Genomic DNA, 21,873 nt, shown 5'->3' on the forward strand with positions numbered 1-21,873 from the left:
GGGCAGACGAAACCGTTACGCGAATGAATGCGCAGGGGCACGGCATGGCGTTAAAACCGCCCGTTTCAGAGATCCACCGGCGGCCTGCACTGGAACTTGACCGGCATTACAGCCGGTCGGCCCTGTGGCTGACCTGGCTGCTGGGCGCCGCGATGTTTGCGACGGTGGTAGCGGTTGCTCTGCATTTTACCGATGTCGAGTCCTTCAGCCGCTTGCTGACGCAGGCGCAGCCGCAATGGCTCATCGTTGCTTTCGTTCTGCAGGCCCTGACATACGTTGCCCAGGGCCAGGTGTTTCGCGTAGTGCTCAAGGCCGCAGGCCAGGACCTGTCCCTGTGGGTCGCGGGCAAGCTCAGCGTGATGAAGCTGTTTGTCGACCAGGCGCTGCCATCCTCCGGGATCAGCGGGGCGTTCGCTGTCGTGGCCTCGTTTGTTCGTCTGGGCTTTGCCAGGCCGGTGGTGCTGGCGTGTCTGGTACTGGACCTGTCGGGGTATTTTCTGGCCTATGCCTTGTCAGTGGGCCTGGCGTTGCCGGTCATCATTGTTCAGGGGCACGGCACGACGGCCGTGCTGACCACCTGCGTGATCTTCGTCGCATTCAGCCTGCTGCTGGCGATTGTCACTCCGGGTCTGGCGGGTAATGCACGACTGACGACACATGTGCCCGGCCAACGGTTGGCGATCGTTGCCAGAAGCCTTGCCTTGCTGACCGGCGCGGACCGGCGCCTGGTGCGCAACCACCTTCTGCTGTTGCGCATCACCTTGCTGGAACTGGCAATCATCCTTCTGGACAGCACAACCCTGTGGGTTCTGGTGCGCTCGCTGGGTGTTTCGGCACCGCCTCTGGGCCTGTTTGCAGGCTTCATGCTCGCCAGCGTCTTGCGCAGTATCGGCATCGTGCCGGGAGGCCTTGGGGCGTTCGAGGCGGCTGCCGTCGTCACCATGCACTGGGCCGGTATCGATGTAGCGGTGGCGCTTTCTGCGACCTTGCTGTTTCGCGGCCTGACGTTCTGGTTGCCGATGCTTCCCGGTCTTTGGCTGGCGCACCGGGAATGGCATTCCTCCGCCCACGGGCACGGCCCTGCGGCCAACACGGATTACTGGAGTCCGGCGGTCAGTCAATTGTTCAGTACCTTGCACAGTGGGCCGGCAGGATTGAGTCACGCTCAAGCCAGGGCACGACGGCGTCGAGCCCCGACCCCAATCAAGGATCGACCCCAAGGACTGGGCAGGCTGGTACTGGAGCAGATGCGCACGCCGTTGGTATTGATTCTGATCGCCGGCGCCGGTATTGCCGTGTGGGTGGGGGACTGGCTGGATGCGGCAATCGTCGGGTGCATTGTGCTGATCAGCGCGGTGCTCAGTGCCTGGTACGAGAATCGTGCCAGCCGGGCGGTTGAGCAGTTGCGCAGCAAGATTGCCTTGCGCGCGACCGTGCGGCGAGAAGGTCACTTGCTGGATGTGGCCGCCAGCGATGTGGTGCCCGGGGACATTCTGGTGCTCAGCGCCGGCAGCCTGATCGCGGCCGACGGTCGTATCCTGCAGGCACTCGATTGTTTCATCGGCGAGAGCCTGCTGACCGGCGAAACCTACCCGGTGGAGAAAGCACCGGGGGACTGCGCCCCGGAAGCCACCCTCGCGCAGCGTCACAACTGTGTGTTCATGGGCACCTCGGTGCGCAGCGGTTCGGCCGAAGTCCTGGTGACCCGCTACGGCCAGGACAGTGAGATCGGTCATATCGCCAGAACCCTGGCGTTACGCCCTCCGGAAACGGAGTTCGAGCGAGGCCTGCGGCACTTTGGCGGCCTGCTGCTGCGCGTGATGCTGGTGATCACCATCGTGGTGTTCGGCATCAACATCCTGCTGCATCGTCCACCCCTCGACACGCTGATGTTTGCGATTGCTCTGTCCATCGGACTGTCGCCGGAACTGTTGCCGGCGATCCTCAGTATCACCCTGGCCAAAGGTGCGCAGCGCATGGCCGGCAAGGGCGTGATCGTGCGTCACCTCAATGCCATTGAAAATCTCGGGACCATCGACATTCTGTGTACCGACAAGACCGGAACCCTGACCCGTGGGGTGGTTGTTCTGGACGCAGCGATGGATGTCGAAGGCATCGCGGCACCGAGCGTTCTGCAACTGGCAGTGCTCAACGCGAGCCTGCAGACCGGCATGCGCAATGCCATGGACGATGCCATCACCCTGGCGGGCAAAGACCTGGGGACGGACGACGGGGTGCGGAAAATCGATGAAATCCCTTATGACTTCGTGCGCAAGCGCCTGAGTGTGGTGGTCAGCCAGAAGTCGCCGGCTCCCCGCTTGATGATCACCAAGGGAGCGTTGGACAACGTGTTGCAAGTCTGTACCCATGTGCGGCGTGGGGGCCAGAGCCTGGCACTGGACAGCGCTGAACGGGCACTGATCGCGCAACGCTTCGGCGAGTGGAGCGAGCAGGGCTTCCGCGTCCTGGGACTTGCCACGCGTGAGCTGCCGGAACAGATGCACTATGGCCGCGAGGATGAGCGAGACATGAGCTTTCGCGGTTTCCTGTTGTTCTTTGATCCGCCGGAACCGGGCGTCACGGAAACCATCGCCACCCTCGACAGGCTCGGCGTGCAGGTGAAAATCATCAGCGGCGACAACCACCTGGTGGTGCGGCATGTCGGCCGGGCTGTCGGTCTGCCTGTGGAGCGCATCATGACCGGCGCCGAGCTGGCGGCGATGAAGGATGAGGCGCTGATGCACCTGGCAGCGCGCACGACCCTGTTCGCCGAAGTCGACCCCAATCAGAAGGAGCGCATCATCCGCGCTCTGCAGAAGACCGGTCATGTGGTGGGGTACATGGGCGACGGAATCAACGATGCCCCGGCGCTGCAAGTGGCGGACATCGGGATCTCCGTGGACAACGCTGCCGACGTGGCCAAGCAGGCCGCCGACTTCGTGCTGCTGGAACATGATCTGGACGTGCTGCGTGAGGGCATCGAAGAGGGGCGGCACACGTTTGCCAACACCTTGAAGTACATTTCCATCGTTTCCAGCGCCAACTTCGGCAACATGATCAGCATGGCCCTCGCATCGCTGGCGTTGCCCTTTCTGCCGCTGCTCGCCAAGCAGATCCTGCTCAACAACTTCCTGGCGGACATCCCCTCCATGGGTATCGCCAGCGATAACGTTGACCGGGAATGGCAAAGTACCCCGCATCGCTGGGACATCAATCAGATCCGCAATTTCATGGTGGTCTTCGGGCTGGTGAGCTCGTTGTTCGACCTCATGACGTTCGCGGCTTTGTACCTGCTGTCACAGATGGTGCCCGAGGTTTTTCGCAGCGGCTGGTTCGTGGAGTCGCTGCTGACCCAGCTGCTGACGATTTTCATTGTGCGCACCTACAAACCGTTCTATCGCAGTCGCCCGGCGACGCTACTGATGGTCAGTGCCTTGGCGGTGGGGCTGCTGGCCATCGGACTGCCGTACAGTCCGATGGCCGCTTCGCTGGGGTTGGCGCCCTTGCCGTTGCCGATCCTGGCATCAGTGCTGGCGATCAGTCTGCTGTACACGATATGCGCCGAAGGCGCGAAGCGTGTGTTCTATCACCGCCAACGATCACCACAGCGCTGCGCGAGGGGCGGTGCGGTCATCGGTTGACCCCTGCAGATTGAAGCTCGTGAGCACCTTTGGGTGTGCACCTCGATCCGCCAGCGTTGACGTCATCGCCGTCAGCGAGTGGCACCGTGGCGCACGACCTCTACCGACTCGAAGGGCGGCACATTGCATTCGACACCGTCTGAAGCGGTAACTTGCAGGTTGTCGGTGTAGCGCTTGACCACGAGTCGCCTGCTGGTACAGGCACTTGACATAAATCAACGTCAAGGCCGCCTTCACGGTGGATTCTGAAATCCATACAGGTGCCTGGTCACCGGACAGCAAGCGGTTCGTTCAGGGTGGCGGGCAGCGACAAGCAAGCTTCGTGGAGTCCGATCATGAGCCAGTATCAACGATTATTGCTGATCATCAACCCGGCCCTGCGCCAGTCCAAAGCCCTGGATCATGCCGCCGCGCTGGCCAAGGCCAGTGGTGCCAGCCTGCACGTCGCCGCCTTGATCCCAACCTGGAAGCTCTTGTCGCTACTCGAAGAAGGCGATCGGGAAAAAGCACGCAAAGAGTACCTGCAAGACCAGCGCAACTGGCTCGAATACCACACCGGTCACCTGCGCAGCTGGGGGCTTGAGGTAACGGCGGAGGCGAAATGGGCCGATGACCTGCAGCAAGACATTCTCGATTATGTCGCGGAAATGCAGCCCGACCTGTTGATCAAGCAGGTGCAACGCGAGCCCGCGCTCAAGCGCGGTTTCTTTACCCCACTGGACTGGCGTCTGTTGCGTCATTGTCCGGTACCGGTGTACCTGCCTGGCGAAGGTGATCATCCTTTGCCGCGCAAGGTAGTGGCAGCGGTCGATGTGGCCGACACCCTGGAACAGGAGGACGGGCTCAATGAGCGAATCATCCAGCAGGCGTCCAGCTTGGCTATCCAGTGTCAGGCCGAGTTGCACCTGGTGTATGCCTGCGACGCATCTGCGCTGTTCCTGGGGGATATGGGCGGCGGGGGCCTGACCCTCCCGGATCTCTACAGTCAGTTGCGCCAAGGCCATGAAAAATCCTTCCTCGACCTGGCTGGTCGGTATGGCGTGCCGGCTGACCGCCGGCATTTCATCGAGGGGCATCCCGTGGCCGTGCTGCAAGCGTTCGCCGATGAGCGAGAGATGGACGTGATTGTGATGGGCAGAGTCGAGCGCCACGGCATGGACAAACTGTTGGGCAGCACCACCGAGCATGTCCTGTACCAGGTGACGTGCAGCATCCTGGCCGTTTAGCGCGGTCATGAATCGCCATTGTTCAGCTTCCTTCTTCAACTTCCCAGGAGGTTAACGTGATCCACAGTCCCTCACTGCAAACGACCTTGCCTAACCGCGCCGAAGCCGGTCGGCGCTTGGTCGAACCCTTGCTCAAATACGCTGACAGGCCTGAGGTAATCATCCTGGCCTTGCCCCGTGGCGGTGTCCCAGTGGCTTATGAAGTCGCCATCGCCCTGCGTGTGCGGCTGGACCTGATACTGGTACGCAAGCTCGGCGTCCCTTCGCACCCCGAATACGCCATGGGCGCCATAGCCAGTGGCGGTGTACAAATCCTCAACGAGGATGCGCTGCGGGCGCACCCGATCGATCGAGCCGGTTTCGAGGCGGTGGTCGCCAGGGAAGCGCAGGAGCTGTCGCGACGTGAAAAAGCGTATCGGGGAACCCGCCCGCCACCGAAAGTAAAGGGCCAGGTGGTCATCCTGATCGACGACGGTCTTGCCACAGGTTCTTCGATGATGGCTGCGATCCAGGCGGTAAAGATGCAGGCGCCGGAGCGCGTCATCGTTGCGGTACCGGTTGCTCCTCGGGAAACAGTCGAGGATTTATCGATGCAAGTGGACGAAGTGATCTGTCCGCTCATTCCTGACTGGATGATGTCGATCGGCTACTGGTATCTGGATTTTCCCCAGACCTCGGACGAAGAAGTCATCGATCTCTTGCAACGCGCTTGGGAGCGAAAATTGCCGAGCGTTTCCTGCACGGAACATCGCGATGCCTGAAGCTGAATTTAGATGCCTGGATCTGCCTGGCGTTGAATTGTCCGCCGATTTGCGTTTGCCGGAGAACGCGCGCGCCCTGGTCATCTTCGTACACGGCAGCGGGAGTGGTCGATTGAGCCCGCGCAATCAATACGTGGCCGATGTATTAGCCCTTCGGGGCTTGGCCTCGCTGCTCTTCGACTTGCTGACGGAACCGGAGCAGCGCCTGGATAATCTTAGCGGGGTCCTGCGCTTCGATGTTTCCCTGCTGGCTAGACGGTTGATCGATGTGATCGATTGGGTCGGGCGGGACCGTGAGTTGTGTTCTTTGCTCATTGGTCTGTTCGGCGCCAGTACCGGTGCGGCGGCAGCAATGGTGGCTGCCGCCGAGCGGGCGTCGGTGGTAGGGGCAGTGGTCAGCCGGGGTGGGCGAACCGATCTGGCCGGGCCGGCCCTGGCCCGAGTGAAGGCGCCAACGTTGCAGATCGTTGGCGCACAAGACCCTATGACACTGGCCTTGAATCGCCGGAGCTCACAAATCCTGCGGTGTGAGCAACGGATGGAAGTCGTGGAGGGTGCCACGCATCTTTTTGAAGAGCCTGGCACGCTGGAAGAAGTCGCCAGGCTCGCCGGCGACTGGTTTGAGCAGCACCTGCGGACGACGTAGTGGGTCGTTCTTACTATCGCAGCAGATTGCCAACACTCAATTGCTCGCGATAGTCGTCAACCATAACGCTGGACATCGTTTCAGGTTCATCACACGCCAAACGGATAGGTTTCATCTTCTGCTTCCAGTCGCTGGTTTTTCGGCAGCGGCAGCGCGGTGATCGGCCTGGTTTGCTCGAACCAGATCATGGCATCGAATTGCTCCGCCAGCATTGACTCGAAGTAGTGACTGAAGCGTTCAGTCTGGGGACGGTAAATCACCCCGATGGCGCGTCCCAGCAAGACCGCGGACAGAGCACTGCGAAGCTCCTTTTGCTGCGGAGCACGCCAGTCCGTCAATGATGCTGCAACCCCGGCCTTGAGAAATTGATGTTCCCAGCTGTCTGGTCGAGAAGGGCGAATGTCCTTGATCAACATCTCGCCGTCCCAGTCATCGGCCGCTGCGACCTGACCACGGTCGGTAGCCATACCAATCAGGACCACATCACGTCCAAAGGCATTGCGGCACAGTTGGCCGATATTGAACTGCCCCTTCCAGCCCATTTCCGTGGCGGCGGCATTGCCGATATGGGAGTTGTGGGCCCAGACCACAGCCTTGGCCTGCGGACCCCGATGTTCCAGTACTGCGCGCAACGTATCGAACATGTGCCGGTCTCGCAGGTTCCAGGAGGCTGCCGAACCCCGATAGATCGCGCGGTAATATTGCTCGGCCGCTATCACTACGCGGGCATTCTGCGTCGCATTGAAGAATGCTTCGTTGTTTTGGACAAGCCCCGTCAGTTGGTCAGCCAGCATGGCACTGAGCTGCTCGATCACCGGTTGCTCACAGGGCATCACGCCGCCACGCTCGACGAAATGACCGTACAAAGAAGGATCATCCTGCCATGGGGTCAGACACCCATAGCGCCGACGCGCTTCTTGGGCCAATTTCGGGTCATTCCGATCCAGATAACTCAGTACCTCATGGATGGAGTTGCGCAAGCTGTAGACATCCAGGCCGCGAAACTCGACGCGATGTTCAGGGCTCTGCCGATGGTTGAATTGATGCAGCCAGTGGGCGAAGGCTTTTACTTCGCCGTTTCGCCACATCCAGGTGGGGAAACGGCTGAAAATGTGGCGTGTCCACGCCGTGTGCGCCAGACCTCGGACATACTGATCTACGTGGCCGGCGTCCGGCCAATCGGCTTCCACTGCGACGATATTAAAACCGTGTCGCTCGATCAGGCTTTGGGTTATGACTGCCCGGGCTCGATAGAAGTCGGCGGTTCCATGGCTTGCTTCGCCAATCATCACCACCCGCGCGTCAGCGTAGCGATCAAACAGGTCCCCGAAAGCGGGGGAGTCCAGGTCTGGTAGCGGCTCGGCGTATTGACGCAACACTGGCGGTATGTGCGATGTGTCATGGAAGTGTCGCTGGCCGATTAATTTGTCCAGCAATGTGTGCGTATGAGAGTTCATGAGTGTCGTCCTCCGAATGGCGAGCAACTGGTGGCGGCAAGGCGCTCGGGTCATACCAGAAGTTGATGCGTCGGCTTGAAACTTTGCACAGGCGTTACAGGTACAGGCGATGAATGACCTTATGGGGGTCGAAAGGATCGTCGTGGGTTTCAAAACCCAGACATCTGGCCAACTCACGAAAGGGCGCGTTGCTGGAGGTGCTGACTGAGTACAAGTGGTGGACGCCATTGCTGCGGGCAGCGTCGATCAAGTACTCCAACAATAACGTTCCCAGACCGAGGCGTTTCCAGCCAGATGCGATGGTCACGGCGCATTCGCACTGGTATTTGCCCATCGCGGCATAGCGACTGGCGCCAATTTCGACCAAGCGGCCATTCTCGTGGGCCAGCGCGATGCAGGCTTGGGTCTGGTGGGGGGCGTGCTGCTGCCTGAGTAAAAGCGCATGCCGGGACTCAGGCGCCGAATGCCGGACCAGAGCGTATTCACGAACTTGATCTGCTTGCGTGACATATCTGATCAACACCGGGCGGCCGTTGCTGAGAATATCAATCCAGGAATTTTCAGGGGCGTTCACCGTTCAGCCCTCCATCCGGCGGTCACTTGACGCGAAAAAATCCCAAACGCTCAAGTTCTTTCTTGCGCTGTTGGCCGTCACCGGACTTGATCTGCATATGGACTCAAAAAACAGGTCCACGTAGATGCCAATTTCCTCATTCATGTTGCCCGGCAGCATCAGCATGTCGTGATCACACACGATTCCCCGATGGAGGCGGAGTAGCATGGACAGCCCCGGATATTCAGGGAATTTACGGGGCCATGATTCAGGCTATCAATAGTTGGTCTTCCACTTTGCTGACGCCCGGCACCGACCACGCTGCTCGTTCGGCGATTTCACGCTCACGCCAGAAGTGCACTTTGCCTTCGAGTTTTACAACACTGCCATCGACCTTGATCCGTATGCCCTTGGCATCAACTTCGGCATTGCGCTTGAGGGCTTCTTCGATACTTTGTTGGATATCGACGACCTTCACTCTCGGGCGCAGGGTGATTCGGTTATCCACCCCGACAACGCCTGACAATTTGCGCACCGCACTTTCAGCGACTTCTTTCTGATACTGCCAGTCCACCTGGCCTTCCAGGGTTACCCAGCCTTTTTGCACGACGACCTTGATGTCGCCGGCGGGTGTGTCGGAACGCCACGAGATGATATTGACGGCACGGTTTGCGATGGTGTCATCGTCCGTACCTGCACCCTTATCCAGGCGAACCTGTATTTCTTCAGCCACGGCACGTACTCCTTTGATCGCCTTGACCGCGCGCTCGGCGCTGATTTTTTGAGCGTAGCTTTTCACGTGGCCGGACAGTGTGACGATGCCATTTTCCACGCTGACGCCAATGTGGGCGGCATCGATGTCGGGTTGAAAGTCAAGCTCATCCAAAATGGTATTGCGCAGGGTGATGTCGCTCATGATCTTGTCCTCTTCCAGGTGACTGAAATGCATGGGCCGGCAAAGCCCATGTCTTTTTTCTACGCTGGAGCGATAGAAAGACATTGAGCTAAATCAAAAAGACCACAACTCCCGGGTGCAGAGCTCCGGTAACAGCCGGGGCTACATTCGGTTCAGAGGCGTGAAGAGCAATGTTCAGTAAATGGCTGGACCCCATGCTTTTGCTGCTTACAACGCTGGCATTGCTGGCTGGTGTCGTTGCACATCATGCGCAAGAGAATGATTGGGCATCGTATTGCTGGGCCGCAGGCAGCCTGACGATGGCATTGGTTCTGCTCGTCGAGATTGCCGGGCGATTGGCCCGACGTGAGGCAGGAGTGGATTTGATCGCACTGTTGTCGATCAGCGCCGCCCTGTTTTTCGAGCAGGCTTTGGTCGCAGCAGTGATCGCTCTGATGCTGGCGACCGGTCGCACGCTGGAATTCTTTACCCGTCAACGAGCCGAGCGTGAACTGCGTGCGCTTATCGATCGGGCACCGCGTTTTGCCTGGTTGCAGGAGAAGGGGGGCTTACGCCAGATTCCCGTTGAACAGATTCATCCAGATCAGACATTGCTGGTACGGCTAGGAGAGGTTGTACCGGTCGATGGTCGCTTGCTCAGCCCGACAGCGATTCTGGACGAGTCGGCACTCAGCGGTGAATCCTTGCCCGTGACCCGAAGAGAAGGTGAGCAGTTGCCCAGCGGAGTCTCCAACGTTGGCGCCCCCATTCTGCTGGTCGCTACGCGAACGGTTGCGCAAAGCACCTACGCTGCCATCGTGCGGCTGGCCGAGGCGGCGCGCCGTTCACGCGCTCCTTTTGTGCGCTTGGCTGACCGCTATGCACTGTTTTTTATCCCGTTGACTTTGTTGGTGGCGGCGCTGGCGTGGCATCTGAGCGGCGACCCCTTGCGAGCGTTGGCGGTGCTGGTGGTGGCCACGCCTTGTCCTCTGATTCTGGCAGTGCCCATTTCGATCATGTCGGGTATATCCCGAGCCGCGCGGCGCGGAATATTGATCAAGGATGGCGCCACCCTGGAAGCGCTGGCCGGGATCAAACAAGTGTTTTTCGACAAAACCGGCACGCTGACCAGTGGACACGCGCGCCTGCAGTCGATCGAAGTCAATGGACTGGCCGATCCGCAGCAATTGCTTGGCCTGGCGGCCTCGCTCGCACAGGCTTCGACGCATCCCATCTCTCAGGCCATTGTCGAGGCAGCGCAACAGCGCAGGGTGTCCCTCAGCCTGCCAACCGAGGTGCAGGAGAGTCCGGGCGAGGGGCTTTGCGGGCTCATCGACGGTAAGCAGGTGCGATTGGGCACACTGTCTTTTGCTCATCAGGACGCTTACGAAACCGATTGGGCTGTCGCCATGCTTCGCCACATGGATTATCTGGCCTGTAGCGGAAGCTTTATCGAAGTGGATGGGAAACTGGCGGGCCTTTTGGTCCTCGCTGACACTGTTCGGCGCGAAACTCCACAAACGCTGCGCCGGTTACGCTGCAAAGGGATCGAGAGAATCGTCATGCTCACCGGTGATCGCCCGGAAACTGCCGAGATGATCGCAATGTCTGCCGGAATCGACGAGCTGCGCGCGGGTTTGACACCCGAGGATAAGGTGCGGGCTGTGCAGGAGGGCTGTTTGCGCAGCCCCACGCTGATGGTCGGTGACGGCATCAATGATGCGCCCGCATTGGCGGCGGCTAACGTTGGTGTGGCAATGGGGGCCAGCGGTGCAACCGCTTCGGCACAAGCCGCGGACGTCGTTCTGCTGGTCGATCGCCTGGATCGTCTGGTCGAGGCCCTGGACATCGCTCAGCGAACCCGTCATATCGCTGTCGTCGGTGTGCTGGCCGGCATGGGCCTATCGTTGCTGGCCATGGTCGCGGCGGCGCTCGGCTTTCTTGCGCCACTCATCGGCGCTGTGGTGCAGGAGGGCATTGATGTGCTGATTATCCTCAATGCGTTGCGGGCATTGGGGCCACTGTGGGGGCGTCGAAAGGGCATGCTGACTGCAGAGCATATTGATCGGCTGCAGGATGAACACCGGCAACTGTCCAGCGTGCTGAGTGACCTGCACCACCTGGCCGCTGACTTCGCCCGGCGCCCGGTTGTACAGGCACGAACCGAACTGCAGGAGCTGGTCGACAAGTTACAAACCTCATTGGCGCACCACGAGCATGATGATGAACAGCTGCTTTACCCGCTTTTAACGCAACGGTTGCCAGGCGAGGACCCTATGTCGGCCATGAGTCACGCCCACCGAGAGATCTTTCGCCTGATCCATTTGCTGGCGCGCATGAGTCGTGACTTCAATGCCGAACCGGCCAGGGCCGATGCCGACGAAATTCAGCATCAATTGATCAGGCTCGATACCCTGGTGCGCTTGCACTTTGACCAAGAGGAGGAGCTGTTCCGTTTCCTTGACGCACGCTGAACGAACGTTGTGCATACCGGCTGAGCGTCTGACTCCGGCCGATTCAGAGGTGATAGCGCGATTGGACGATGCGTCTGATCTGATCCATCGCCTTTTTGGGGACCATGCTTTTGTCCATTTCGATAAGGCGGGTCTTATTGGCAAGCACATCGTCCCGGATCACTTTGCGAAACCAATTGGAGAAATCCCCGGCATCGAGATGCTCGCGAAGGCCGGGTTCTTCAATTTGCGTTAAACAGGATAAAAACTCAGTCAGGTTGGCGGCACTCCGGCCAAGCGCAGGAAAGTAGAATGATCGCCATGCACCGACGTCTCCCGCAACGTACTTGCCGCTGTGACGATGGTGCTTTTGATGCGGCTGCATCTGTTCGATCAGGTATACCTCGTCGTCTCCGTGCAAACTCCAGAGACAGGCATGCTCCAGACCTGGCGTTCGCTCTGGAAACCGAGGGGAAGTTCGCTGCATGCGCTTGGCGAATTGCTCGACCAGTTCCCGAGCAGTGCTGCCAAGCGTCACCAGCACGTCGACCCCATCAAGTAGCTCCGGGCAGACCTGGTCGAAGTCGAGGGCTACGATGATTGCACCGATGTCCTTGAGAAAGCCGGGCGGCCAACTTGAACAGTGGGGAAGCATGTAATGCGCTTCGTCGACGATCAACCAGTAGGGGCGACCTGAAGTGCTGCGCAAATGCTGAAGAAAAGGCAGCAGGTCGCCAAACAACTGCACGCGCGCCGAGAGATCCAGGGCAAGGGCATTGACCACCACATTGAGCTGCGCCTGCAAAAGATAGTGCACGGAATCTTCTGTCGTCGGGGGCGCAGTGAGGCCGCCGATGGTCACCGCGTCTTCCAGCGTGAGGTAGTCGCCCTCTGGATCGATGATGCAGAATCCCTGATGAGCCTGGACCATTCTTTCTGTCAGCCAAGTGATGTAACTGGATTTTCCGGCCCCGGAATTGCCAATAACCAACATCACCGATTCTGGAGGCAGCCATAACGGGTGCCCATCGGTGGACTGCCCCAACTGAACCCCGATGCGTTCGACGCCAACCAGTGCGGCATCTTTTTCCAGAAGCATCTCGACCAGCTCGCACACCCCTTGACCATGGTCACGCGTCAGGCATAGGTCAGCGCTGGATTTTATGGAGGCTATGGCATTGCTGACCGCTGCGGCACAGCCGCAGATCGACAGAAAGGAGTGGTCGTTTTCCGCATCGCCCACTCCGACCACGTTCAATTCGCATATGCCTAAATCTCGTAACGCTGCAACAAGGCCGGACGCTTTGTTCACGCCAGGCGGCAGGATCATGATGGCGTCCTTGTTGAAGGTTATCTGCAGTTCAAGACCCAACTCGTGAATGCTACTGATCACTTCATTTTCGAATGGCTGCCAAGTAGCGATGACCGACTGTCCGATCGACAACGGTGACACCCCTTTGGCGCGCAGGTGACCAACCAGCTCGGTTGAGGCGGGATCTGCAATAAGCTCCTCGGTATCAGTACTCGGGTCGTACAAGAGCGCGCCATTTTCCGCAACCACCCTGTCAAAAAGATCCAGATGCGGAAAATGATGCTTGAGCGCTTGCAATTCCCGGCCTGAAATCAGCAATAACTTGCGACCGCTTTTTTTCACCTCGCTGAGCGATGCGCAGACTTGAGCAGGAACGCTACCGTTTTCGGCAATGGTCCCGTCGTAGTCTACTGCCAAGGCAAGGAAGTGCATGCTCGATCCCCATCAGACTCAATTGAGTGCAAAGGAAGACAACTGGAACAGACTATCGACCGACTCCTCGACTGTATTGAGAGGCAACTTATTGGGGCCAACATTGATTTTTATCAATTTTAAGTCGAGCGTTTGCTGATTGACGTCGGGCCCCATACGCGTGCAACCACAGTTGTTCAACAGCGTTGCTTTGATTGATCAAAAGCACATGTTTCTTTTGTTATTAATAACCCGAAGTGCTTAAGCCTGCAGATTACTGAACATGAGTAAGCTGCATGCATCAGGTTGATCTAAATCAATGGGCAGCCTGTCATCGGTTCCATGCTCTGGTCACATGCGGAGATTGGCGCCGGGTCATGAACACCAACAAACCAATAGGGATTCACGCGGTGCAAGACTGGCGGCGGAGCAGGGGAGCAACAGCAGGAAATCTGCGCCAACCGGGCAAAGGGCATTGGAAACGTGACGCAACCCACCTGTTGATAATCTTGCTGCTGTTGCCGGTTGGATACTTCACTGCGTATCACTTTGCTGCCCATACGTTGAGGGAGTTGGTAAACTTTTGTACCGCGCGTTTTGAAGTAGATTTCGAACAGGCCGAAGTAGAGCCTTCGCTCGAAGTTCTATCGCGATCCTTGTGCGAATGTCAGGCAAAAGCGCTGCTCAAAAAAAACGGAGTTGTGCGACTTGCCTTGGTCGACAGCCACTTACTGGCTCCGCAGTCACTTGAGCCCGTAACAAAGCAAGATGCAGAAGCCTGCATCAATGCTCTGTGGAAGCATGATGCTGAATGGGCCAGGCGCTTGCCCGTTGAATGAAAGGCTGCAGTTCTTTAATCATTGAAAGGCAGGCAGCCCCCAACGCCAATTTACAAACGTTTGCACCATGAAAACAGCCTGGCCTCAACCGGACATCCGGCCGTCCGACCGTTCATTGGGCGTATCTGATCTACATCAACGAACTCACATCGGGATTGGCAACACTGTCGACATCGATAGCCACACCAGCGGGATTTTCCATGCCCCGGTCGGACAGAGTCTCACACGCGCCATTGGCAACCCTGCCGTCTTCATCGCTCGGCCAGGGCACAGTGAATGAACAGATTGCCAGGGTTTTCGACGATATTGCCGATTTGCTGGAGTTGGACGATGCCAACCCTTTCCGGATCAGGGCCTATCGTAATGCTTCGCGAACGCTGAGGGCGTTGACAATCGATCTGGCGAAGATCATCGCGCGTGGTGAGCCGTTGCCAAAACTGGCTGGGATCGGTGTCGACCTGGCGGGCAAGATCAACGAAATCGTTACCACTGGCGATTGTGCGTTGCTTTCACGGTTGCAGAGTACTTCGCCGAAAGGACTGGCCCAGTTGCTATCTATTGCCGGTTTGGGACCGAAGCGGGTCAGGCACCTCTATCACGATCTTGGTATCGAAACCGTACAACAGTTATGCCAGGCCGCTGAAAAGGGGCGCATTCGCCATCTTCCAGGCTTCGGTGAAAAGTTGGAGGCCCGGTTATTGAGTGCAGCGCAGAAAGGAATCGGCAAAGATCGCCGTGTTCCGCTCGCACATGTCGAGCCATTGGCAGAACGGTTGGCGCGCTATTTGAAGCAGATCTCGGGTGTCGAACAAGCGACCGTGGCCGGAAGCCTGCGACGCATGAGGGACACCGTCGGCGATATAGATATTCTTGTTGCTGCTCGCGTTGATGTCTGCCAGCAATTCATCAAACACCCGGATGTTGCCACTGTGCTGGTTCAGGGACAGACACGTACCAGCGTTGTTCTGGGTTCAGGCATGCAAGTCGATTTACGGGTCGTTGACCCGGCTGTGTATGGGGCGGCCCTGGTGTACTTCACTGGCAGCAAGGCGCATAACATCGCTATTCGCCAAAGAGCACAGAACAAGGGGCTCAAACTCAGTGAGTATGGAGTATTCAAAGGTGGTCAACGGTTAGCCAGTAGCACTGAAACCGATGTTTATCGGGCGCTGGATCTGCCCTGGATAGTGCCTGAGCTTCGCGAAAATCGCGGTGAAGTCGAAGCGGCGCTTTCCAATCGCTTGCCCAGACTGATCGAGTCATGCGATCTCAAAGGTGACTTGCATGCCCATACCTCTGAATCAGATGGCGTCAACAGCCTGGAAGATATGGCGCTCGCCGCGCAGGCAGCGGGGTTGCAATATTTGGCAATCACCGATCATTCCCAGTCCCTCAGGGTAGCCCATGGTCTGGACGGGGACCGGTTACTGAAGCAGATGGACCAGATCGATGCGCTCAATGATCGATTGCAGGGCATAACCTTGCTCAAGGGCGTCGAGGTCGACATCCTCGAAGACGGTAGCCTGGATTTGTCGGACGATATTCTGGGGCGCCTTGATCTGGTGGTGGGTGCTGTCCACAGCCATTTCAATCTGACTCGGCGCCAGCAAACCCGCCGCTTGCTCAGAGCGATAAACCATCGTCATTTCACGATTCTGGCGCACCCGCTGTGTCGGTTGATCAATGAGCGCGCCCCCATAAACCTGGACCTCTCAGCCATCATCAAGGCCGCCGCTGAACGAGGTTGCTGTCTGGAACTCAATTCGCAACCGCAACGCATGGACCTGTCCGATCTGCAATGCCAATACGTCAAGGATCAGGGGGTACTGGTCAGCATCAATTCGGATGCGCATCAAGCAGCTGATTTCTCCCATTTGCGTTTTGGGGTCGCACAGGCACGTCGAGCCTGGCTGGAATCCCACAACGTTTTAAACACAAGGTCACTTCCAGCGCTCAAGTCGTTTTTGCACGGGGGCGGGGGCGGGCACACAGAAAGGGATCAAAGCTTATGTCAGCTGTAGACGACATCGTCGCGCAGGTACTGACCTTGCAAGTAAGGATCTATCAGGCCATGGCACGACTGGAGGCGCGAACCGATCATGAGGCGTTGCATGATCTGCGTATTGCTGTGCGACGTATCAGAAGCTTGATGCGTCCATTTCGCGCCATTCCAGAAGTGCTGTGTTTGATCGATGCTGCAAAACAGGTTGGAGCGTTGACCACGCCAGTACGTGATCTGGAAGTAATGATTGAGGAACTAAAAAACCGTGGTTTTCACTCGCAAGCGAATTTGAGAGAAGCAAGGTTGAAATCTCACTACTCCACGATTATTCGAAGCACCGCCGTTGCGAATTTATTGAACCAGCTGGATTGCTGGCCCTCTGCATTTCGTAGCGTGGAGATAGACAAGGGGTCGAAGTATTTGACCACCCGAATCAGGAGAACCCTTAACCGGCAATTGAAACGCTTGCTCGCTGCGTTAGAGGATGCAGAGTTTGATCGCCATCAGCTCAGGGCGATGGTCAAGCGCGTTCGTTATCTGACCGAGTCCTTTCCGCAGTTTTCTCCTTTGTCCTGCGAAGCCGCCGGAGCGCTTAAGTCATTACAGTTCGCCTTAGGCGAGTGGCACGATCAATATCAATGGTGCCAACAAGCGCTCGTTGAAGTTGATTTGCGCCCCTTGCACAAGACCTGGCTCAAAGGCTCATCACGCGCGCTTGAAGCCGCTGAGGCTCAGCTGGCTGCATTCGCTGATTTGTTTCGAGATGGATCGCAACGTTTGAATAAATGAGTGGCAGACACCTCTCGGCACGCGGCCTGAGTGTTCTATTGCGCGTGTTCGCCGAGGGTGACGTTTGATTTATATCAAGTCCCGAGAGCTTCAGCCTTTCAGAATCTGGGAACTGGCGATGACTGCCAGCTGCGGTCATCGTCAGTCCCAGGCGTTCGCCCCCCGACTGAAGTCCGCTGAAAACAATGCCGCGACCGCCAGGCTTCGTGCAGATCAAGCAGCCTATTGAGCGTTTTCTCTTGCGAGCAGCCATGCTTGCCAAGCCTGCCGATATTTCTCATCTGCACATTTTTTGGCGAGCGAGAACTTGAGCATGGTCTGGGAGGAAAAGGGTTCATCCAGAACGGAGTAGGCTTGATCGCTGAGACGATCAGCTTCAAGAAACAGTGCCTGGCAGTGTTTGATGGCGTCGCTGTTGGCCACATAAGGGTTCGTTGATTCATTGATGGGCATGGCCGTTGACCTTGAGCAGGCAGTTAGTCGAGTCGGGGATGTACAACAACTCCGCTGTCCGGGTTATTCCTCACGGGACCAGCGCACGCTCATGCCATATTCGCTATCGCTGTAGTGGTATTCAGAGTTGCCTTTGAAAGCACCTTTCAGGGCGTGCCCCAGACGATTGGCAAGGTGAATGCCAGTAGTGGTCACGACCAGCTCATCGGCTGCGTCATCGAGCTTGATGATGCGCTCAAGGGGATGCTCGGCCTTTTCCTTTTCCTCAGTGTGTTTAATCAACTGGACGATTTCCCCACGGTGCTGGTGCACGTAGCCGCCGGACAGGGTCAGGATACCTGCAGGCCTGTTGTCTTCTATGCGCCGGCAGGCTGGACAGATCGTTGTTTGCGCACCGTGAACCACGGTGTTTTCCTGGCGTTTCCAGCTCCAGGTTCCTGCGGCATACACGGCCTCGCATTTCGGGCAAACGGCAGGGCCCTCCGTGCGTGGGGCGCTATAAGGGTCATGCGAGACGTTCTTGAACAGTTTGTTTTTTTGGCTTTGCTGAAACTTGTCCATGATGTTTCTCCAGAGATGATCAGAACAACTGACGCTTGCTGAAGCGCACCCGCTCATTTCGACGCGATCCGGGTTCCAGCAGGTTGATTTTTATCAACTGCGATGCAAGCGCTGGAGGCGGCTCGAGCCAATGGTCCGCGTTTATGCATGAGGCGACAGGAGGACCGGGCTGCTCAGGGCTTTGTTGATAAAAGTCAACGTCGCCGGGAGTGGTTAATAGACCCTGCTTGAACGTGGAATTGTCAGGAGAGCGATCCGATGGCTCACAGCAAGCTGGTATTTCGCGGCGCCGCCCGCGAGAGGATTCTCAGCGGTGCCACTCAGTTGGCGGATGCCGTGCGCGTGACGCTGGGCCCCAAGTCCAAGTCGGTGCTGATTCAGAATAAATGGGGCAATCCAACAGTCTGCAATGATGGTGTAACCATCGCCAGGCGCATCGACCTGCTGGATCCGGAAGAAAATCTCGGTGCGCAAATGTTGCGTCAGGCTGCCGAGCGCACCGGTGACGCGGTGGGGGACGGTACCAGCACTGCAACGGTGCTGGCCCAGGCCATCCTCGCGGACGGTATCCGCAATGTGGTGGCGGGTGCCAGTGCGATCGACCTCAAACGCGGGCTCGATCGCGGACTCGCTTTGGTTGTGGAGTCGCTGAGGACGCTGTCGCGACCAGTGAGTACGCCCAGGGAAAAGGTCCAGGTCGCGACGCTATCCGCGCATAACGATGCGGTCATTGGCCAACTGGTAGCCGATGCCCTGGAGAAGGTTGGTATTGAAGGAGTGGTCAGCGTCGAGGAGTCAAAAACCACTGAAACGGTGGTCGAGGTCATGGAAGGCATGCGCTTCGACCGAGGTTATGTCTCGCCATATTTCGTCACCGATACCGAAAAGATGCAGGTGGAACTCGATGACGCTTACCTGTTGTTTTGCGACCACAAGATTCTGAATCTCAAGGAGTTGCTGCCCCTGATGGAGCTCGTGGCCAAGAGCGGCCAGCCCCTGGTGTTGATCGCGGATGACATAGAAGGGGAGGCGTTGACCACGCTGGTGGTCAATCAGATACGCGGTGTGCTGCGAGCGGTGGCGATCAAAGCTCCGGGCTTCGGTGACCGGCGCAAGGAGATGCTGCAGGACATGGCCGTTCTGACCGCAGGAACGGTGATTTCCAATGACCTGGGCTTTGCCCTCGAACAGATCGAGTTGAGTCAATTGGGCCGGGCGCATCGGGTGGTGGTGCAAAGGGACAGTTCGGCGTTGATCGGGGGGGCTGGCAATCGCGAGGCCATCGAGGCGCGGATGCAGCAAATCCGCGCACAAATGGAGACAACCACCAGCGACTACGACCGTGAAAAGCTACAGGAACGCTTGGCCAGGCTCTCGGGCGGCGTCGCGGTGGTCCGGGTCGGAGCGCCTTCGGAAGCCGAGATGAAAACCCGCAAGGATGCGTTGGATGACGCCATTTCCGCCACTCGTGCAGCCATCGCCGAAGGCATTGTGCCAGGTGCCGGCATGTCTTTGCTCAAGGCCGTCCCGAAGATTGCCGCCGAGGAGATGCAGTATGAAGGGGATGCCCGCACGGGTCTGCAAATCATGCGGCGCGCTTTGGAGGCGCCGGCCAGGGTCATCGCTGAAAACTCGGCAGTCGATGCCGGCGTCGTTGTCGCGAGGATGTTGGCTGAGCCTGGCAACATTGGCTTCGACGCGTCGGTCAATCGCTACGTCGATCTTTACGAGGCCGGAATCATCGACCCATCCAAAGTGGTGCGGATCGCCCTTGAAAATGCAGTGTCGGTGGCCAGCATCCTGCTGCTGACCGAGGCAATATTGACGGATATTCCGGAGAAAGAGTCGCCGATCCCGCCAGGGTTCAGCGAATGAGGTCCGGCAGTGTCGCCGGGCGTTTGAGCAAGGCCGGTCTCACGACCTGCCTGACGGGAGACAGATCATGAGCCAATATCAACGCCTTTTGCTGATCATCAACCCGCTCCTGCGTCGCTCTCCGGCAATCAACCATGCCGGCGCGCTGGCCAGGGCCAGTGGTGCGACATTGCACATCGTCGCCCTCGTCAAGACGCTGGACATTCTGTGGCTACTTGACGAGGGCAGCAGGAAACAGGTTCGGGAAAGCTATCTTCAGAACCAACGCGACTGGTTGAAGTCCCAGGCGGAGAAACTGTCTGGCCGAGGCGTAGCAGTGACCTGCGAAGTCGCTTGGGCGGACGACATAAAACAGGAGATTTCTGATCACGTTACAGAGTTGAATCCCGACTTGCTTATTAAGGAAGTGCAACACGAGTCACTGCTCAAACGTGCATTCTTCACCCCACTGGACTGGTATCTTTTGCGCCAATGCCAAGTGCCGGTGTACCTGCTTGGCGGCGCGGCCCATGCATTACCGTGCAAGGTTGTAGCCGCGGTCGACGTCTCTACGAACGGCTTGGAAAATAATCGGTTGAACGAGCGCATCATCCTGCAGGCCACTGCGCTGGCTATCCAGTGTGATGCCGAATTGCATCTGTTGTATGCCTATGACGTTTCGCAGGAATACCTGGCAGAACTGGGCGATGGCCTGAAAATCGCCGAACTGACTAAAGGCTTGCGCCGTGAGTTTGAAAAGACCTACCTCGACTGGGCCAGTCAGCATGGCGTACCGGCTGATCGCCGGCATTTTGCGGTGGGGCACCCCGTTGCAGCGCTCAGCGAGTTCACAGACGAGCATCAGGTGGATGTAATCGTCATGGGGCGCGTGCAATTCCACGGTCTGGACAAGCTGCTCGGCAGTACCACCGAACACATTCTGTATCAGGTCCCTTGCAACGTTCTGGCTGTGTAGCACCGCGCCGGAGGTCCCTGTAGGAGGAATGCTTATGAACATTGACCAGGCCATTTCTGGCCGTCATTCGACACGTGAATACACCGCGCAGGCTGTCGATGAAGAGGTCATTTTGCGCTTGATCGGTGCCGCCACCTTGGCGCCAAGTGCGATGAACCAACAACCCTGGCGATTCACCGTGGTTCGCGACCAAGCGTTGCTGGATCGAATTTCACGCGAGGCGAAAGCCTGCATGCTCAAGACGCTGGCACCGGGATCACAATCAGAGCGCTTTCACGCGTTGCTCGATGACGAGCACTTTCAGATTTTCTATCACGCACCGGTACTGATCCTGATCTCGGCTGACGCACCTGGGCAATGGGGGGTCGAAGACTGTGCGCTGGCCGCCCAGAACCTGATGCTCAGTGCCTGTGCAGAAGGACTGGGCACTTGCTGGATCGGTTTTGCCCAGCGGTATCTCAATACTCAACAGGGCAAGCAAATGCTGAATCTTCCACAGGCGTGGGTTCCGGTAGCACCGATCATCGTCGGCCATCCGAAAGCCGCGCCGGCGCCTGTTGCCCATCAGGCACCAGAGATTCGCTGGATTGGTTGATGCACCGCTGAGCATTCATCCGGATGAGCGGGCACGCGCACATTATTGCGACGAGTGATTAACCGGCACGCCGGGTTGGCCATTCATTGACAAAAATCACAGTGCCGGCGCAGGGGGGGCCGATACTTTGAAGGGTGCCGGCGTGTTCCCGGCTCACTCAACTGAGGAGAACCACCATGAACAAGCGTTTATCTGTTGTTGTGCTGAGCGTCCTTCTGGCGATGACGGCTGGGTGCAGTCATAAGCATGTGCAAGAAATGAATGCTCGTATCGATTCGGCACAAAGCGCTGCCGCTGTTGCGCAATCCAGAGCCGATGCCGCGTATTCAAAAGCGGAACAGGCGCAGGCCGCGGCCAGTCAGGCACAACGCACCGCCGATGAGGCCAATGAACGCGCCAGCCGAATGCTTGAAAAGGCGAGTCGCAAATAATGCCCCCCCGCCCGGCCA

At 58.0% G+C, this 21,873-nt stretch carries 18 protein-coding genes; 12 read left to right on the forward strand and 6 right to left on the reverse strand.

Translation table 11 applies throughout. The annotated features are described in order from the left end of the window. Positions 1 to 44: 44 nt before the first annotated feature. From mgtA to NE357_RS12670, 4 genes are all read left to right on the forward strand, one after another. Positions 45 to 3,641, forward strand: a complete 3,597-nt coding sequence (mgtA, locus tag NE357_RS12655) for a magnesium-translocating P-type ATPase (protein WP_169430138.1) — start codon at positions 45 to 47, stop codon at positions 3,639 to 3,641. 335 nt (positions 3,642 to 3,976) lie between these two features. Next, positions 3,977 to 4,867, forward strand: a complete 891-nt coding sequence (locus NE357_RS12660) for a universal stress protein (protein WP_169430139.1) — start codon at positions 3,977 to 3,979, stop codon at positions 4,865 to 4,867. Positions 4,868 to 4,923: 56 nt separating this feature from the next. Then, the gene (locus NE357_RS12665; RefSeq protein ID WP_169430140.1) at positions 4,924 to 5,628 is read left to right on the forward strand and encodes a phosphoribosyltransferase; all 705 of its coding nucleotides are present in this window, start codon (positions 4,924 to 4,926) and stop codon (positions 5,626 to 5,628) included. Further along, positions 5,621 to 6,274, forward strand: coding sequence for a dienelactone hydrolase family protein (locus NE357_RS12670; RefSeq protein WP_169430141.1), 654 nt, complete (start codon positions 5,621 to 5,623; stop codon positions 6,272 to 6,274). The genes NE357_RS12665 and NE357_RS12670 overlap by 8 nt, the downstream gene beginning before the upstream one ends. An 89-nt stretch (positions 6,275 to 6,363) precedes the next feature. Here the strand turns inward: NE357_RS12670 and NE357_RS12675 are convergent, their stop codons facing one another. The 3 genes from NE357_RS12675 to NE357_RS12685 form a co-directional block, all read right to left on the reverse strand. After that, entirely contained in the window at positions 6,364 to 7,731 is a 1,368-nt protein-coding gene (locus NE357_RS12675; RefSeq protein WP_169430142.1) for an erythromycin esterase family protein, read from the reverse strand. A gap of 94 nt (positions 7,732 to 7,825) precedes the next feature. Beyond that, entirely contained in the window at positions 7,826 to 8,305 is a 480-nt protein-coding gene (locus NE357_RS12680; protein ID WP_169430143.1) for a GNAT family N-acetyltransferase, read from the reverse strand. Between the two features lie 247 nt (positions 8,306 to 8,552). After that, positions 8,553 to 9,200, reverse strand: coding sequence for a BON domain-containing protein (locus tag NE357_RS12685; RefSeq protein WP_085696450.1), 648 nt, complete (start codon positions 9,198 to 9,200; stop codon positions 8,553 to 8,555). Between the two features lie 170 nt (positions 9,201 to 9,370). Between NE357_RS12685 and NE357_RS12690 the strand changes: the two genes are divergently transcribed. Beyond that, entirely contained in the window at positions 9,371 to 11,653 is a 2,283-nt protein-coding gene (locus tag NE357_RS12690) for a heavy metal translocating P-type ATPase (RefSeq protein ID WP_169430144.1), read from the forward strand. A 43-nt stretch (positions 11,654 to 11,696) separates the two neighbouring features. On the opposite strand, the gene NE357_RS12695 is transcribed toward NE357_RS12690, so the two are convergent. Further along, entirely contained in the window at positions 11,697 to 13,376 is a 1,680-nt protein-coding gene (locus NE357_RS12695; protein ID WP_169430145.1) for an HAD family hydrolase, read from the reverse strand. A gap of 356 nt (positions 13,377 to 13,732) precedes the next feature. Here NE357_RS12695 and NE357_RS12700 point away from each other — a divergent pair, with 356 nt between their 5' ends. The 3 genes from NE357_RS12700 (at position 13,733) to NE357_RS12710 (ending at position 16,985) form a co-directional block, all read left to right on the forward strand. Beyond that, positions 13,733 to 14,194 (forward strand): hypothetical protein, encoded by a 462-nt coding sequence (locus tag NE357_RS12700; protein WP_169430146.1) that lies wholly within the window; start codon positions 13,733 to 13,735, stop codon positions 14,192 to 14,194. 272 nt (positions 14,195 to 14,466) lie between these two features. Next, complete coding sequence (polX, locus tag NE357_RS12705) at positions 14,467 to 16,215, forward strand: DNA polymerase/3'-5' exonuclease PolX (protein ID WP_249314412.1); 1,749 nt, start codon at positions 14,467 to 14,469, stop codon at positions 16,213 to 16,215. Further along, entirely contained in the window at positions 16,203 to 16,985 is a 783-nt protein-coding gene (locus NE357_RS12710) for a CHAD domain-containing protein (RefSeq protein ID WP_169430148.1), read from the forward strand. The genes polX and NE357_RS12710 overlap by 13 nt, the downstream gene beginning before the upstream one ends. A gap of 222 nt (positions 16,986 to 17,207) precedes the next feature. Here NE357_RS12710 and NE357_RS12715 read toward each other — a convergent pair whose 3' ends face one another. Beyond that, entirely contained in the window at positions 17,208 to 17,438 is a 231-nt protein-coding gene (locus NE357_RS12715; RefSeq protein WP_169430149.1) for a hypothetical protein, read from the reverse strand. A 63-nt stretch (positions 17,439 to 17,501) separates the two neighbouring features. After that, a complete protein-coding gene (locus NE357_RS12720) occupies positions 17,502 to 17,999 on the reverse strand; it encodes a BCAM0308 family protein (RefSeq protein ID WP_169430150.1) in 498 nt (165 codons plus the stop codon). A gap of 258 nt (positions 18,000 to 18,257) precedes the next feature. On the opposite strand from NE357_RS12720, the gene groL reads away from it, so the two are divergent. From groL to NE357_RS12740, 4 genes are all read left to right on the forward strand, one after another. Further along, positions 18,258 to 19,874, forward strand: a complete 1,617-nt coding sequence (groL, locus tag NE357_RS12725) for a chaperonin GroEL (RefSeq protein ID WP_085702069.1) — start codon at positions 18,258 to 18,260, stop codon at positions 19,872 to 19,874. A 67-nt stretch (positions 19,875 to 19,941) separates the two neighbouring features. Beyond that, entirely contained in the window at positions 19,942 to 20,829 is an 888-nt protein-coding gene (locus NE357_RS12730; protein WP_169430151.1) for a universal stress protein, read from the forward strand. Positions 20,830 to 20,863: 34 nt separating this feature from the next. Next, complete coding sequence (locus tag NE357_RS12735; protein WP_169430152.1) at positions 20,864 to 21,424, forward strand: nitroreductase family protein; 561 nt, start codon at positions 20,864 to 20,866, stop codon at positions 21,422 to 21,424. A gap of 176 nt (positions 21,425 to 21,600) precedes the next feature. Further along, on the forward strand, positions 21,601 to 21,855 hold the full coding sequence (locus NE357_RS12740; protein WP_169430153.1) for an Lpp/OprI family alanine-zipper lipoprotein: 255 nt from the start codon (positions 21,601 to 21,603) through the stop codon (positions 21,853 to 21,855). The last annotated feature ends 18 nt before the right edge of the window (positions 21,856 to 21,873 follow it).

This window comes from Pseudomonas sp. G7(2022) (genome assembly GCF_052660475.1).

Coding starts and splice junctions, on each gene's coding strand:
- NE357_RS12695 (WP_169430145.1), bottom strand. CDS start 13,376: ATGCACTTCCTTGCCTTGGCAGTAGACTACGACGGGACCATTGCCGAA.
- NE357_RS12715 (WP_169430149.1), bottom strand. CDS start 17,438: ATGCCCATCAATGAATCAACGAACCCTTATGTGGCCAACAGCGACGCC.
- NE357_RS12675 (WP_169430142.1), bottom strand. CDS start 7,731: ATGAACTCTCATACGCACACATTGCTGGACAAATTAATCGGCCAGCGA.
- NE357_RS12730 (WP_169430151.1), top strand. CDS start 19,942: ATGAGCCAATATCAACGCCTTTTGCTGATCATCAACCCGCTCCTGCGT.
- NE357_RS12700 (WP_169430146.1), top strand. CDS start 13,733: ATGAACACCAACAAACCAATAGGGATTCACGCGGTGCAAGACTGGCGG.
- groL (WP_085702069.1), top strand. CDS start 18,258: ATGGCTCACAGCAAGCTGGTATTTCGCGGCGCCGCCCGCGAGAGGATT.
- NE357_RS12660 (WP_169430139.1), top strand. CDS start 3,977: ATGAGCCAGTATCAACGATTATTGCTGATCATCAACCCGGCCCTGCGC.
- NE357_RS12690 (WP_169430144.1), top strand. CDS start 9,371: ATGTTCAGTAAATGGCTGGACCCCATGCTTTTGCTGCTTACAACGCTG.
- NE357_RS12740 (WP_169430153.1), top strand. CDS start 21,601: ATGAACAAGCGTTTATCTGTTGTTGTGCTGAGCGTCCTTCTGGCGATG.
- NE357_RS12685 (WP_085696450.1), bottom strand. CDS start 9,200: ATGAGCGACATCACCCTGCGCAATACCATTTTGGATGAGCTTGACTTT.
- NE357_RS12670 (WP_169430141.1), top strand. CDS start 5,621: ATGCCTGAAGCTGAATTTAGATGCCTGGATCTGCCTGGCGTTGAATTG.
- NE357_RS12735 (WP_169430152.1), top strand. CDS start 20,864: ATGAACATTGACCAGGCCATTTCTGGCCGTCATTCGACACGTGAATAC.
- NE357_RS12720 (WP_169430150.1), bottom strand. CDS start 17,999: ATGGACAAGTTTCAGCAAAGCCAAAAAAACAAACTGTTCAAGAACGTC.
- NE357_RS12710 (WP_169430148.1), top strand. CDS start 16,203: ATGTCAGCTGTAGACGACATCGTCGCGCAGGTACTGACCTTGCAAGTA.
- mgtA (WP_169430138.1), top strand. CDS start 45: ATGGCGTTAAAACCGCCCGTTTCAGAGATCCACCGGCGGCCTGCACTG.